Consider the following 12,503-nt stretch of genomic DNA (forward strand, 5'->3'; position numbering starts at 1 on the left):
GCGCGCCGGGCTAGCCGGCGGCGGCGAGCGCGGCGCGGATCTCGCGCCGCCGCCTGCGGCGCGTCAGGCAGCGGGCGAGCAGGCCGTACTTCGGCGACAGGAACAGCGCGAGCGCGAAGCAGCAGGCAGCGACGAGGCCCATCGACCCGGCGATCGACGCGTCGACCTGCAACGCGGTCGTGTGGCCGGCGATCGCGCTCAGCCAGCCGATCGCGAGCGTGACGCCGATCATCGCCCAGAGGCGGTCGGTCAGCAGGTACGCCGTCGCGGCCGGGACGATCAGCAGCGTCACGACGAGGATCGCGCCGACCGACTCGAACGCCGTCACCGCCGTGACCGCGACGGCGATCAGCAGCAGGCGCGACAGCAGCGTCGGCGAGATCCCGATCGTGCGCGAGAACTCGGGGTCGAAGGTCGTCGCCTTCAGCTCCTTCCACAGCAGCCCGACGAGGATCGCGTTCGCCAGCACGACCGCGCCGATCAGCACGATCGAGCGCGCGATCTCGACGTCGCCGAACGTCAGCGTCTCGAACGGCGCGAACGCGATCTCGCCGTAGATCGTCGCGTCGAGGTCGAGGTGCGCGCCGCTGGCGAACTTCGTCACGCCGAGCACGCCGATCGCGAACAGCGCCGGGAAGACGAGCGCGATCGCGGCGTCGCTGGCAACGAGCCGCGTCGATCTGAGCGCGTCGATCGCGAGCACGCAGAGGACGGCGAAGACGCCCGCGCCGACGATCACCGGCAGCGGCGCGCGCGTGCCGAGCAAGAGGTAGACGGCGACGATGCCGGGCAGCACCGCATGGCTGACGGCGTCGCTCATCAGCGCGACGCGGCGCAGCACGAGGAACGGACCGAGCAGGCCGGCGGCCGTCGCGACGAGACCGGCGGTGAGGATGATCGTGACGTCGTCGCTCATCGCGCGCCCCCGGCGGCGCCGCCCGCGCCTGCCGCCGCGAGCCGCTGCAGCTCGTCCGCGTAGGCGTCGCCGAGGCTCCCGCGCAGGTCGCTCGGGTCCGGCTCGCGCGCGTCCGGCAGCGCGAGCTGCCAGCCGTGCTCCAGCCACGCGCTCCACAGGTCGCGCCGCTCCAGCACCGCGTGCGCTGCGGAGGCGCCCGCCTCCGACAGGTGGACGCGGTCGCCGTCGTGCGCGAGCATGCCGGCGCGGTCGAGCGCGGTCAGCGCACGCTGCACCGCGCGGCGCGGCCGGCCGCTGGCGAGCGCCAGCTCCTGCGGCGTCGGCGGCGGACCGGCGTGGATCGACGTCTCGAGGTCGACGAGCACGCCCTCGATCAACGTGCGGCGGCGGTCGCGCGCGAGCTTTCGCCCGCGCCACAGCACGCCACGCCCGGGTGCGAGCAGCACCGCGACGATCACGACGGCGACGCCGACGAGCACGATCACGGGCCCGGTCGGGACCTCCGCGCTGCCGGCGACGAGCGCGCCCGTCACGCCGACCGCCGCGCCGATGCCGGCCGCGACCGGCAGCAGGATGCTGAGGCGGTCGCACAGCTGGCGTGCGGCGACGGTCGGCACGACGAGCATCGCGACCATCAGGATCGCGCCGACGGTCCGCAGGCCGATCACGACCGCGACGACGAGCAGCATCGTCATGAAGACCTCCAGCAGCCGCACGGGCAGCCCGACGGCGCCGGCGAAGGCGGGGTCGAACAGCGTCGTCTTGAGCGCGCGGAACGTCACCGCGACGACCGCGAGCGAGACGACGGCGAGGATCGCCATCACGTTCAGATCGCGCTCCAGCAGGCCGGCGGCCTGGCCGAACAGGTACTTGTCGAGCCCGGCCTGGTTGGCGTCGTCGGACGCCGCGATGTAGGTCAGCAGCACGATCCCGAGCGAGAAGAAGCTCGACAGCACGACGCCGATCGCGGCGTCGGGGCGGATCCGGCTCGTGCGCTCGATCCCGACCATCAGCAGCGCGCCGACGAGGCCGGCGCAGGCGGCACCGACGAGCAGCGTCGTCGCGTCCTTGGCACCGGTCGCAAGGAACGCGATGCAGACGCCGGGCAGCGCGGCGTGCGCGAGCGCGTCGCCGACGAGGCTGCGCTGGCGCAGCACGGCGAAGACGCCGAGCGCGCCGGCCGTGATGCCGAGCAGCGCCGCGCCGACCGCGACGACCGCGTCGCTGTAGTTGAGCGGCAGCAGGTCGATCAGCCAGCCCACGACAGCGCCTCCTCGCCGTCGACGCCGACCGACGCCGCGCCGGCGCCGTAGGCGCGCGCGAGCGTCTCCTTCGTGATCACGTCGGCGACCGGCCCCTCGGCGACGGCGCGCACGTTCAGCAGCAGCGCCCAGTCGAACGCGCCGCGGACGGTCCCGAGGTCGTGGTGGACGACGACGACCGTGCGGCCCTCGTCGCGCAGCTCGCCGAGCAGCTCCAGGATCGACGCCTCGGTGCGCGCGTCGACGCCGGCGAACGGCTCGTCCATCAGCAGCAGCGGGGCCTGCTGCGCGAGCGCCCGGGCGATGAAGACGCGCTGGCGCTGGCCGCCGGAGAGCTGGCCGATCTGGCGGCCGCGGTAGGCGCTCATGCCGACGCGCTCAAGGCAGTCGTCGACCAGCATCGCGTCCCTGCGCGGCACGCGCCGGAACCAGCCGGTGCTGGCGTAGCGGCCCATCTCGACGACCTCGCGCACGGTGATCGGGAAGTCCCAGTCGACCGCGTCGCGCTGCGGCACGTAGGCGACCTGGTCGCGCGCGGCGCCGATCGGCCTGCCGGCGACGAGCGCCTGGCCGGCGTCGGAGGGGATCAGGCCGAGCGCCGCCTTCAGCAGCGTCGACTTGCCCGCGCCGTTGGGGCCGACGATCGCGGACAGCGAGCCGGCCGGGAAGCTGGCGTCGACGTCCCACAGGACGGGCCGGGCGCCGTAGGAGGCCGTCAGGCGGCGGACCTCCAGCGCAGGCGCCGCATCCGAGCCGCCAGGCGAGGATCTCGCACTCATCGGAGTCCCTCCGCGATCTTGTCGGCGTTCGCTCTGACCATTCCTATGTACGTCCCTTCCGGTGTGCCTTCGTCGCCGGCCGCGTCGGTGTACAGCTCGCCGCCGACGTGGGCGTCGGCGCCCTTCTGCTCGGCGGCCGCGAGGACCGCGTCGATCGTCTGCCGCGGGACGCTCGACTCGATGAAGACGGCCTTCACGTCGCGGTCGGCGATCAGCTGCGCGATCCGCTGGACGTCGGCGGTCGTCGCCTCGGCGACGGTCGAGATGCCCTGGATGCCGGCGACGTCGATCGCGTAGCGCTTGCCGAAGTACTGGAACGCGTCGTGCGAGGTGATCAGCACGCGCTGTCTGGGTGGGATCTCGGCGATCCGCCGCTCGACGTAGCGGTCGGTCGCGTCGAGCTCGCGCAGGTACGCGGCGAGGCGCTCGTCGTACTCGGCCGCGTGCGCCGGGTCCTTCTGCTTGAGCGTGTCGGCGATCGTCCGCGCGACGACCTTCCAGTTGGCGACGTCGAACCAGACGTGCGGGTCGTGCTCGGCGTTGAGCCCGGCGGGCGGCTCCAGCAGGTCGCGCTCCGGGATCTCCTCCATCACCGCCGTCGTCGTCTGCTTCTCGGCGAGCTTGCCGAGCAGGTCGCCCATCTTGCCCTCGAGGTGGAGCCCGCCGTAGAAGACGACGTCGGCGTCGCGCAGGTCGGCGACGTCGCGGGCGCTCGCCTTGTAGAGGTGGGGGTCGACGCCGGGGCCCATCAGGCCGGTCACCTCGACGCGGTCGCCGCCGATCTGGCGGACGGTGTCGGTGATGAAGTTCGTCGTCGTCGTGACCGCGACCTTGCGGTCGACGGGGACCGTGGCGCCGGCCGCGGTGCCCTCACTGGAGCCGCAGCCGGCGAGGAGAGCGATCCCCAGCGTCCCGAGGGCCGCCGCAATCAAGATGCGAAGCAGTCGCAGGTTCATCGTGGACCGAGCCTAGCAAAAAGTTTTGGCTTGCCAAAAACTCACTCTCGGGTCGGTGCGGACGGCACCGCCGCCGACAACGCCGTGGCGACCAGCAGCAGCGCGGCGCAGACGGCGAACGCGACGGTGAAGCCGTGCTCGGTCGGCCCGCCGCCGCTCGCGCTCGCCGCGACGCTGCCAGCCGCGCCGCCGGCCAGCACGAGCGCCGCGACGACCTGGCTGCCGAGCGAGCCGCCGACCGTGCGCACCATCGTGTTCATGCCCGTCGACTCGCCGGTCTGCGCGCGCGGCACGCCGACGAGGATCAGGTTCGCCATCGCGGTCAGCGCGAGCGTCAGCCCGAGGCCGTAGGAGAGCAGCGCGCCGAGGTAGACGTGCCACGGCGCGTCGTGCGCGAACGCGAGCAGCGCGAAGCCGGCCGCCATCGTCGCCGTCCCCAGCACGAGCGGCAGCTTCGGGCCGAAGCGGCTCGCGAGCGTGCCGCTCACGGGACCGAAGACGAGGCCCACCAGCATCGCGGGCAGCAGGAACAGGCCGGCGGCGGTCGTGCTCGCGTCGAAGCCGAAGCCGGCGTGGAGCGGGTCGGCCTGCACCAGCTGGGGCACGAGATAGCTCGTCGCATACATGCCGAAGCCGACGAACAGCGCGGCGGCGTTGACGGTCCAGACCGGCCGGCGGGCGAGCAGGCGCACGTCGATCAGCGGCTCGCGCCGGCGCAGCTCCCACAGCGTCCACAGCACGAGCAGCGCGGCGCCGCCGGCGAGCAGGCCGAGCACGGCCGGGGAGCCCCACCCCCATGCGCGGCCGCGCGAGACGGCGAGCAGCAGCGGCATCAGGCCGCCGCCGAGCAGGATCGCGCCGAGCCAGTCGAGCTGGACGCGGGTGCGCGCCGGGGATGCGGGCACGAACGCGCGCACGCAGACGATCGCGGCGAGCGGGATCGCGATTCCCACCCAGAAGATCCCGTGCCACGAGGCGTGATCGACGATCAGCCCGCTGAGCACCAGCCCGGCCCCGCCGCCGACCCCGAAGCTGCCCGACATCAGCCCGATCCCCATCGACAGCTTGTCGGCGGGCAGCGCGTCGCGCGCGATCCCGAACGCGAGCGGGAAGATCGCGCCGCCGAGACCCTGGACCACACGTGCGGCGATCAGCATCTCCAGCGAGGTCGCGAACGCGCCGAGCACGCCGCCGGCGGCGAACACCGCCAGCACGATCATCAGCATCCGCTCCTTGCCGAACATGTCGCCGAGCCGGCCGAGCACGGGCGTCGAGACGGCGGTGCTGAGCAGGAAGGCGGAGATCAGCCAGGCGACGCTGCTGGAGTCGGCGCCGAGATCGCGCTCGATCGCCGGCAGGGCGGGCACGACCATCATCTGCATGACGGCGTAGGCGAGCGACGCGAGCGTGAGGCTCGCGATCGTGCGATACGCCCCGCTCCGCCGCGCGGTGTCGGCGGCGGCCATGGCACTGACGATACGGCGCGGCGGCGGCGCGCGCTCGGCGGCGCGCAGCGGGCGCACCGACGGCCTTGATCGATCAGAAAGCCGGTGCGAAGCTCGTTGCACCAGGCCGGTCGACCCCGCGCCCGGCCGAGCAGTGAGAGGAGCATCTCATGGCCGACAGGATCCTCTGTCTGAGCTGGGGAGCGGTCGTACGCGGCCGGGAGCGGCGCTCGTTGGAAGTCTTCAACGATGCGGTCGGGTACTACACCGGGCTGCAACAGCAGGGCGGCATCGAACGGTTCGACCTCGTGCTGCTGACCCCGAACGGGTCTGTCGGCGGAATGATGCTGCTGTACGGCACGCACGCCCAGGTCGAAGCGATCCGCGAGGACGATCGCTTCCTGCGGATCACGCTCGACGCCGGCATGGTCGTCGACGACCTGCGCGTGGTCGACGGCTACGCGAACGAGGGGATCGCCGAGCCGATGGGTCGCTTCCAGGAGGCGATCGCCAACGTGCAGCAGCCGGCGCACGCCTGACGCACCCGACGCGGCGCGCTCCGTGAATCGGCGGGGGCCGGGCGCGCCGCTTATCGGCGCGATCAGCGATGCGACTTGGCGGGCCCGCTGAGGTGGGCGATCGTCGGACGCGCCCGATCGCGACCGACCCGAGGAGCCCCCGTGCAATCGACGCCCGCACCCGCCGTCCCCGCCACGACCGACGACCGCTTCGTCGCCGACGTGCTCGAATCCGACCTGCCCGTGCTCGTCGACTTCTGGGCGCCGTGGTGCCCGCCGTGCCGCGCGATGAGACCCGTCCTGGCAGCGATCGACGCCGAGCACGACGAGCTGCGCGTCGTCTCGCTCAACGCCGACGAGCAGCAGGCGACGGCGATCAGATACCGCATCCTGTCGATGCCGACGCTGATGCTGTTCCGCGGTGGCGAGCCGGTCGCGACGCTCGTCGGCAGCCGGCCGAAGGCGCGCCTGGAGCGCGAGCTGTCAGAGCTGCTCTGAGCCGCCGAGCGCGGCGCCCAGCTCCGCGCGCAGCAGCTCACCGGCCGGCGGCGCGCCGGCGGCCGGCGCCAGCAGCAGCGCGCGGTGGCGCGGCGCCGGCGCGGCGAGCCGCGCGACGGCGACCGCCGCGCCCGGTCGTGCCAGCCACGACGCCGGCACGAGGCTGACGCCGAGGCCCTCGTGGACGAGGTCGCGCACCGCCGCCGGATCGCCGACCTCGAACAGCGGCACCGGCCCGAAGCCCGCCGCCTCGCACGCCGCGGCGACGACGTCGCGCAGCGCGCTGCCCTGCTCGGCGAGGATGAACGGGCGCTCGCGCAGCTCCCAGACGGCGACCTCGCCGACGGCGGCGAGCGGGTCCCCAGGCGGCGCGATCGCGTGCAGCGGCTCGTCGGCCAGCGGGACGGCGCGGACGCCGTCGGGGACGTCGCTCGCCGGCAGCGAGGCGACGCCGAGGTCGACGGCGCCGGTCCGCACGAGCGCGGCGATCGCGCTCGGGGCGCTCTGCCGCAGCCCGATCCGGATTCCCGGGTGCGCGCGGTGGAAGGCGGCGAGCGCCGGTGGCAGCGCGAGCGCGGCGGCGGCATCGGCCGCGATCCGCACGACGCCGCGCAGCAGGCCGGCGTGCGCGTCCATGTCGGCGTGGGCGCGGGCCGCCTCGGCGAGGATCGCGTCGGCGCGCGCGAGCAGGTCCTCGCCCGCGGGCGTCAGCGCGACGCCCGCCGGCGCGCGCAGCAGCAGCTCGACGCCCAGCTCCTCCTCCAGCCGCCGCACCTGCTGGGAGAGCGCCGACTGCGTGACGTGCAGCTCGTCGGCCGCGCGCGTGAAATGGCGGTGGCGGGCGACGGCGGTGAAGTACCGCAGCTGACGCAGCTCCATGGCCGACATCCTGACGTGCCAAGCTCCCGCGCGTGCTGCCGCGTCTCGACCTCCGCGTGCTGCTCGCCGTCTTCGCCGGCGGTGCGCTCGGCACGCTTGCGCGCGCAGGCCTGGAGGAGGCGTTCGCGCACGATCCGGCGAGCTGGCCGTGGGCGACCTTCGCGGTCAACGTCGCCGGCGCCGCCCTGCTCGCCCTGGCGATCACGCGGCTGCCGTCGAGGCATCGCTCGGCGCACGTGCGCGCATTCGCCGGGCCGGGGCTGTGCGGCGGGCTGACGACCTTCTCGACGTTCCAGCTGGAGCTGGTGCGGATGCTCGACGCCGACCGCGTCGGCCTCGCGCTCGGCTACGCCGCGGCGAGCGTCGCGGCCGGTCTCGCGGCGGCGGCGCTCGCGACGCGGTTGGCGTCCGCGCGACGCGCGACGCCGGACGTGCCTGCGCGGGAGCGCGCGTGAGCGCGGCGCTGACGTGGATCGGCGTCGGCCTGCTCGGAGGCTGCGGCGCGGTGCTGCGTGTGCTGCTGACGGTCGGCGTCACGGCGCGGTTCGCGCCGGCCGGCAGGCTTCCGTTCGGCACGGTCGCCGTCAACGTCTCCGGCAGCGCGCTGCTCGGGCTGCTCGCGGGCCTGACGCTCAGCGACGACGCGATGCTCGTCGCGGGGACCGGCCTGCTCGGCGGCTACACGACGTTCTCGACGTGGATGGTCGACAGCGAGAGGTTGGCGCAGGAGCGGCGCAGTCGCGCGGTCGCCGCCAACGTCGTCGGCAGCCTCGTCGCGGGCCTCGTGGCGCTGCTGCTGGGCCGGGCGCTCGCCCGGCTGCTTGCCTGACACGGCGCTAGTTGAGCCGTGCGCGGACGGCGTCGAGCTGCGTCCGCAGCCGTTCCTCTTCCTCGTCGTCGACCGGCAGCTGGAGCGACAGCTCGGCGGCACGCAGCTCGTACGTCAGCAGGCCGGTCTCGTGCGTGCGCTCGACGATCAGGCCGAGCAGCAGCAGGGCGGCCTCGTGGGCCGACTGCCAGGCCAGCTCCTCGTCCTCCAGCTCGCGCGTGTCGACGAGCCGCCAGGGGCCGTCGCCGTCCGCGTTCAGCAGGACGGGCGCCTCCAGCTGCGGATGCGCGATGTAGACCGCGTCGACCGAGGCGACGAGGCCGAGTCTGAGGCCTGCGCGGCGGGCTGCCTCGAGCGCCACGAGCGTGACGGCCAGCTCGTGACCGCGGCCGACCGCGGCGACCTCGTGCGGCAGCAGGTCGTCGATGCCGAGGTCGCGGTAGCCCTGCGGCTCCGCGCGCAGGTGCCGCGAGAGGATCGCCTCGGCGGCGAGCAGCTGCTCGGCCGTGTCAGCCCGGGCGATCGGCACCAGCTCGGCGACGAGCGGGGCGAGCGCGGCGTCGAGCGACGCCGCGTCGACCGGCTCGAACTCGGCGCCCAGCGAAATCGCCAGGACGCCGTGCTCGACGTCGTCGGAACTGGTGAGGGCTTGGAACGGGACGGGCCCGTCCGCCATCGTCAGACCCGGCTGTAGAACTCGACTATCAGCTGCTCGGCGACCGGCGCGTCGATCTCGTTGCGGACCGGGAGGCGCAGGACCTTGCCGGCGAGCGAGTCGAAGTCAGCCTCGAGCCATGCGCCGACGCGGCCCATCTGCTCGGTCGCAACCGTCGAGACGGGACGGATCGCGGCTTCCGGCGCGACCATCACGACGTCGCCCGGCTTGACCTGACGCGACGCGATGTCGCAGCGCTGGCCGTTGACCAGCACATGACCGTGACCGACGAACTGGCGCGCCTGCGGACGGGTCGACGCGAGGCCGAGGCGGTAGACGACGTTGTCGAGACGCTGCTCAAGCAGCTGCAGCAGCTGCTCGCCGACGACGCCCTCGCGCTTCTTCGTGGCCGCGGCGACGTAGCGGCGGAACTGCTTCTCGCGCACGCCGTAGTAGCGCTTCGCCTTCTGCTTCTCGCGCAGCTGCTCCGCGTAGACGGACTCTCTGCGGCGCCGGGCGTTCCCGTGCTGGCCGGGAGGCTGCGGTCCACGCCGCTCCAGGGCGCTCTTGCCATTCAGTCGTCGCTCGCCCTTCAGGCAAAGGTCGACGCCCTCGCGTCGCGAGAGCTTCTCGACCGGGCCGGTGTAACGCCCCACGCAGTCTCCTTAGGTAGTCATGGAACAGCCTTCGTCGCGGCGCGACGAAGGCCGGTCCTTCGCAAGTTGGCTTGACATCGTACCGAGTCTTCCGTCCGGACGATGTGCTCCCGGGTCAGACGATGCGAACCGTCTCGTCCTCGACCGCGACGACGTCGCCGCGATGCAGCTGACGTCCGCGGCGCTGCTCGGTCTCGCCGTTGACCGTGACGAGCCCGTCCTCGAGCAGGATCTTGGCGTCGGCGCCGACCTCGACGAGGTCGGCCAGCTTGAGCAGCTGGCCGAGCCGGATCATCTCGCCGCGGATCGGGATCTCTCGCACCGGAGCGGTCATCCCGGAGTGCGGCGCCTAGGCCGCGGCGTCGCCGGCGGACGCGTCGCCCCCGGCGGGCGCGGCCTCGTCCCACTCCGCGTCGCTCGCGCTCTCCTTGCGCGGCGCGCCCGCGGCCGGGCCCGAGATCGTCAGCGGCTGACGCGAGGCGAGCTTGACGCCGCCGGCCTCGTCGGCGAGCACACCCTCGCGCTTCAGCTTCGAGACGGTCGTCGCGACGGTCGGCTTGGCGATCTTCGTGACCGACGCGATCTCGGCGACGGAGACGCCGGGGCGCTCCTCGACGAGCTTCAGGATCGCGTCGCGGTTGGCGCCGCGAGGAGCGCGGTCGCCGTCGGCCGGCGGCGTCGCGGCGGCCGTGCCGGCAGTCGCTCTCGCGCGCCGTCTGCGCGCGGGCGCGGCGCTGCCGCCGCCGTTGCGCGCCGGTCTGCGCTGCGGCGCGGGCCTCGCGGCCGCCGGCGGCCGCGGCAACTCCGAGCGCGCCAGCAGCGCCGCCTTCGCCGCCTCCAGCTGCTCGATCTCCTCCACGAGCGGCCGCAGCTCCGCCAGCCGTGCCTCTATCTCCTGCTTCAGGCGGGGCAGCAGCAACTCGGTCATCTGGGGGAAACCTCCGGCGGCAGTGAACGACAGACGCGCCCCATGCTAGGCGACCTCCCGGCCGGGAGCATCACCGGTCGCCGTCACTCGGACAGCAGCGTGCGCATGTCCTTCGCCAGATCCGCCGGTTCGAACGACGTGCCGGCGTCGACCTTCGCCGCAAGCCGGCCGCGCGCGTCGATCAGCCACACGACGGCGGTGTGGGCGCTCTCGGGATCGCCGGCGATCTGCGGCGCGGCATAGAACGCTCTCCAGACCGGCGAGAGCTCATCCTCGGAGCCGATCAGATAGTGGAAGTTCTGCGGCTGGCGCTGGCGTCTGAGCCACGTCCGCGCCGCCTCGGCGGTGTCGCCGCGCGGGTCGACGCTGACCGCCAGCACCGCCACTCTCTCCGCCTGCCCGCCCATCTGCTCCAGCGCCTCGCGGATCTCCTGGCCGATCAGCGGGCAGACGTCGGGACAGTTCACGAACAGGAACGTGACCATGTACGGCGTGCCTCTCAGCGACGCCGTGTCGAACGGCTCGCCGCTACGCGCGTCGGTCAGCCTGATCGCGGGCGCAGGTCTCTCCGCCAGCACCGGCGGAAGCGTGCCGGCCGCGGCGAAGCGGCTCGACGGCGTGCTCGGCGGCGGCCCGCCGCTGCCGTCGTCGTCACCGCCCGACGACGAGCCGCAGCCGACCAGCGCGACGAGCGCGAGCAGCAGCAGGGCGAGCGGCGCGAGCGTGCGGCGGCCGAGCGGTTCCACGCTCACGTCGAGACCGCCGACAGCAGCCACAGGCCCAGGCAGGTGAAGCCGACCATCACGACGAGCATCCAGTACTGGGAGCGGACCGCCTCACGCGCATCACGGTAGATCACCAGCGCGCGGTCGTGCGCGAGCGTCAGGCCGGCGACGTGGCCCGCGACGAGCGCCGCGACCTGGACGTACCAGATCGCCGACGCCGACAGGAGCGTGTAGTCGACCGTCGAGTTGGCGGTGCCGAACAGGTTCGAGCCGTCGCCGAGCGGGTCGGAGACGAGGTAGGAGAGCGCCTGCCCCTGGAAGACGAGCAGCGAGAAGTAGTGCGCGAGCAGGTAGCCGAACGCGATCGGCACGAGCGTGTGGACGAAGCGCTGCGCCAGCTCGCCGGTCGTGTGGTCGCCGCCGACCGTCTGCATCCCCATCACACCCAGCCGGTAGAAGCCGCCGACGAGCAGGATCACCGCCACCAGGCCGATCGTCCCGGTCACCTCGTTCGCCGCGGTGACGCCGAGGCCGAGGTCGCCGAAGAGCTCCTGCAACGGGTCGGCGATGCTCGTCCACAGCTCGCCGTTCGAGGCGCCGTCGAACGTCGTCGTGCCGATCATCACCGCCAGCAGCGCGATCGTCCCCGGAACCGCGCCGTCGAGCTGCGCGAGCCCGGACAGCGGCCGCCGCGTGAAGATCGCGCCGTCTCTCAGCTCCAGCGGCGCGATCCGGCCGAACTGCTCGAACAGGACGCCGAACGCGTCGCCGCGTGTGCGCCAGCGCTCGATCCCGAAGAGCCCCATCCCGGCGAGCTGGACGAGCGCGTACAGGAGCGTGATCAGCGCCAGCGTCGAGGGCACGTCGCGGTCGACGTAGACCAGCTCCAGCCACGCGAAGCCGGCGACGCCGATCACCGCCGGCCAGCGGCCGAGCCGCTCCGGGTAGGTCAGCGGGGCACGCAGCGCCTCGCCGCCGCGCAACCGCGTCGCGACCGCCGCGACGCCGCGGGCGAGCGCGTGCCACGGGCTCAGCACCCGCCAGACGTCGCCGAGGAAGATCGAGACGACCGGCACGCCGACCCACACGACGACGTAGATCGCGGTCGGCGCGAGGTTGGCGGTCGGCACCGACGTGCCGGCGAAGCCGGCGTAGAGCACGATCGCGAAGACGGCGATCGAGACCGCGCCCGCGAGCGCGCGCAGCACGAGCGGGACGGCGACGCGGCGACGTGCCGGCGCGTGCTCCAGCCGCGGCTGCGGCCACAGCAGGCTCAGCGCCGCGAACGACACGATCAGGACGACGGCCGCGACCCACGCGAACAGCCACTGCGGGATCGGCAGGTCCGTGCGCCCGACGAGGCCGTGCGCCTGCGCGCTCGCCGGCAGCGCCGCCCAGATCAGGAGCAGCGCCGCGGCGAGGAACAGACAGGCCCGCGCACGCCGCGCGGGCATGCG

At 73.6% G+C, this 12,503-nt stretch carries 16 protein-coding genes; 4 read left to right on the plus strand and 12 right to left on the minus strand.

Annotated elements, in window-relative coordinates:
- Nucleotides 1–10: 10 nt before the first annotated feature.
- From CWOE_RS28900 to CWOE_RS28920, 5 genes are read right to left on the minus strand one after another with little or no spacing between them, the layout of a single operon-like run.
- Nucleotides 11–916, minus strand: coding sequence for a metal ABC transporter permease (locus tag CWOE_RS28900; protein WP_012937207.1), 906 nt, complete (start codon nucleotides 914–916; stop codon nucleotides 11–13).
- On the minus strand, nucleotides 913–2,178 hold the full coding sequence (locus CWOE_RS28905; protein ID WP_012937208.1) for a metal ABC transporter permease: 1,266 nt from the start codon (nucleotides 2,176–2,178) through the stop codon (nucleotides 913–915). Before CWOE_RS28905 ends, CWOE_RS28900 begins: the two co-directional genes overlap by 4 nt.
- Nucleotides 2,166–2,957 carry a metal ABC transporter ATP-binding protein gene (locus CWOE_RS28910; protein ID WP_012937209.1) on the minus strand — a complete coding sequence of 264 codons (792 nt, stop codon included), beginning with the start codon at nucleotides 2,955–2,957 and terminating at the stop codon, nucleotides 2,166–2,168. The genes CWOE_RS28905 and CWOE_RS28910 overlap by 13 nt, the downstream gene beginning before the upstream one ends.
- The gene (locus tag CWOE_RS28915; RefSeq protein WP_012937210.1) at nucleotides 2,954–3,913 is read right to left on the minus strand and encodes a metal ABC transporter solute-binding protein, Zn/Mn family; all 960 of its coding nucleotides are present in this window, start codon (nucleotides 3,911–3,913) and stop codon (nucleotides 2,954–2,956) included. Before CWOE_RS28915 ends, CWOE_RS28910 begins: the two co-directional genes overlap by 4 nt.
- Before the next feature lie 41 nt (nucleotides 3,914–3,954).
- On the minus strand, nucleotides 3,955–5,379 hold the full coding sequence (locus CWOE_RS28920; RefSeq protein WP_012937211.1) for an MFS transporter: 1,425 nt from the start codon (nucleotides 5,377–5,379) through the stop codon (nucleotides 3,955–3,957).
- A 149-nt stretch (nucleotides 5,380–5,528) separates the two neighbouring features.
- Between CWOE_RS28920 and CWOE_RS28925 the strand changes: the two genes are divergently transcribed.
- Nucleotides 5,529–5,897, plus strand: a complete 369-nt coding sequence (locus tag CWOE_RS28925; protein WP_012937212.1) for a hypothetical protein — start codon at nucleotides 5,529–5,531, stop codon at nucleotides 5,895–5,897.
- Nucleotides 5,898–6,038: 141 nt separating this feature from the next.
- Nucleotides 6,039–6,374 carry a thioredoxin gene (gene trxA, locus CWOE_RS28930; protein WP_012937213.1) on the plus strand — a complete coding sequence of 112 codons (336 nt, stop codon included), beginning with the start codon at nucleotides 6,039–6,041 and terminating at the stop codon, nucleotides 6,372–6,374.
- Here trxA and CWOE_RS28935 read toward each other — a convergent pair.
- Entirely contained in the window at nucleotides 6,360–7,253 is an 894-nt protein-coding gene (locus CWOE_RS28935) for a LysR family transcriptional regulator (RefSeq protein WP_012937214.1), read from the minus strand. The two genes, trxA and CWOE_RS28935, sit on opposite strands and share 15 nt — an antisense overlap.
- Nucleotides 7,254–7,288: 35 nt before the next feature.
- Between CWOE_RS28935 and crcB (CWOE_RS28940) the strand changes: the two genes are divergently transcribed.
- Nucleotides 7,289–7,708 carry a fluoride efflux transporter CrcB gene (crcB, locus tag CWOE_RS28940; RefSeq protein ID WP_049793556.1) on the plus strand — a complete coding sequence of 140 codons (420 nt, stop codon included), beginning with the start codon at nucleotides 7,289–7,291 and terminating at the stop codon, nucleotides 7,706–7,708.
- A complete protein-coding gene (gene crcB, locus CWOE_RS28945; protein ID WP_012937216.1) occupies nucleotides 7,705–8,082 on the plus strand; it encodes a fluoride efflux transporter CrcB in 378 nt (125 codons plus the stop codon). Before crcB (CWOE_RS28940) ends, crcB (CWOE_RS28945) begins: the two co-directional genes overlap by 4 nt.
- Nucleotides 8,083–8,089: 7 nt before the next feature.
- Here crcB (CWOE_RS28945) and CWOE_RS28950 read toward each other — a convergent pair whose 3' ends face one another.
- The 6 genes from CWOE_RS28950 to CWOE_RS28975 all read right to left on the minus strand — a co-directional run bounded on the left by CWOE_RS28950 (nucleotide 8,090) and on the right by CWOE_RS28975 (nucleotide 12,500).
- Complete coding sequence (locus tag CWOE_RS28950; protein WP_012937217.1) at nucleotides 8,090–8,758, minus strand: hypothetical protein; 669 nt, start codon at nucleotides 8,756–8,758, stop codon at nucleotides 8,090–8,092.
- Between the two features lie 2 nt (nucleotides 8,759–8,760).
- Complete coding sequence (gene rpsD, locus CWOE_RS28955) at nucleotides 8,761–9,393, minus strand: 30S ribosomal protein S4 (protein WP_012937218.1); 633 nt, start codon at nucleotides 9,391–9,393, stop codon at nucleotides 8,761–8,763.
- A gap of 115 nt (nucleotides 9,394–9,508) precedes the next feature.
- Nucleotides 9,509–9,727 (minus strand): RNA-binding S4 domain-containing protein, encoded by a 219-nt coding sequence (locus CWOE_RS28960; protein WP_012937219.1) that lies wholly within the window; start codon nucleotides 9,725–9,727, stop codon nucleotides 9,509–9,511.
- Between the two features lie 15 nt (nucleotides 9,728–9,742).
- Nucleotides 9,743–10,321: a winged helix-turn-helix transcriptional regulator gene (locus CWOE_RS28965; RefSeq protein ID WP_012937220.1), complete on the minus strand. Its 579-nt coding sequence runs from the start codon at nucleotides 10,319–10,321 to the stop codon at nucleotides 9,743–9,745.
- Between the two features lie 83 nt (nucleotides 10,322–10,404).
- A complete protein-coding gene (locus tag CWOE_RS31710; protein ID WP_012937221.1) occupies nucleotides 10,405–11,073 on the minus strand; it encodes an SCO family protein in 669 nt (222 codons plus the stop codon).
- Nucleotides 11,070–12,500, minus strand: coding sequence for a hypothetical protein (locus tag CWOE_RS28975; protein WP_012937222.1), 1,431 nt, complete (start codon nucleotides 12,498–12,500; stop codon nucleotides 11,070–11,072). Before CWOE_RS28975 ends, CWOE_RS31710 begins: the two co-directional genes overlap by 4 nt.
- Between the last annotated feature and the right edge of the window lie 3 nt (nucleotides 12,501–12,503).

The organism is Conexibacter woesei DSM 14684 (assembly GCF_000025265.1).
Classification (GTDB): domain Bacteria; phylum Actinomycetota; class Thermoleophilia; order Solirubrobacterales; family Solirubrobacteraceae; genus Conexibacter; species Conexibacter woesei.

Bases quoted from the DNA above. Each gene is read 5' to 3' on its own strand.
- CWOE_RS28900 (WP_012937207.1), bottom strand. From the start codon at position 916: ATGAGCGACGACGTCACGATCATCCTCACCGCCGGTCTCGTCGCGACG.
- CWOE_RS28910 (WP_012937209.1), bottom strand. From the start codon at position 2,957: ATGAGTGCGAGATCCTCGCCTGGCGGCTCGGATGCGGCGCCTGCGCTG.
- CWOE_RS28915 (WP_012937210.1), bottom strand. From the start codon at position 3,913: ATGAACCTGCGACTGCTTCGCATCTTGATTGCGGCGGCCCTCGGGACG.
- CWOE_RS28920 (WP_012937211.1), bottom strand. From the start codon at position 5,379: ATGGCCGCCGCCGACACCGCGCGGCGGAGCGGGGCGTATCGCACGATC.
- CWOE_RS28925 (WP_012937212.1), top strand. From the start codon at position 5,529: ATGGCCGACAGGATCCTCTGTCTGAGCTGGGGAGCGGTCGTACGCGGC.
- CWOE_RS28935 (WP_012937214.1), bottom strand. From the start codon at position 7,253: ATGGAGCTGCGTCAGCTGCGGTACTTCACCGCCGTCGCCCGCCACCGC.
- CWOE_RS28950 (WP_012937217.1), bottom strand. From the start codon at position 8,758: ATGGCGGACGGGCCCGTCCCGTTCCAAGCCCTCACCAGTTCCGACGAC.
- CWOE_RS28960 (WP_012937219.1), bottom strand. From the start codon at position 9,727: ATGACCGCTCCGGTGCGAGAGATCCCGATCCGCGGCGAGATGATCCGG.
- CWOE_RS28965 (WP_012937220.1), bottom strand. From the start codon at position 10,321: ATGACCGAGTTGCTGCTGCCCCGCCTGAAGCAGGAGATAGAGGCACGG.
- CWOE_RS28975 (WP_012937222.1), bottom strand. From the start codon at position 12,500: ATGCCCGCGCGGCGTGCGCGGGCCTGTCTGTTCCTCGCCGCGGCGCTG.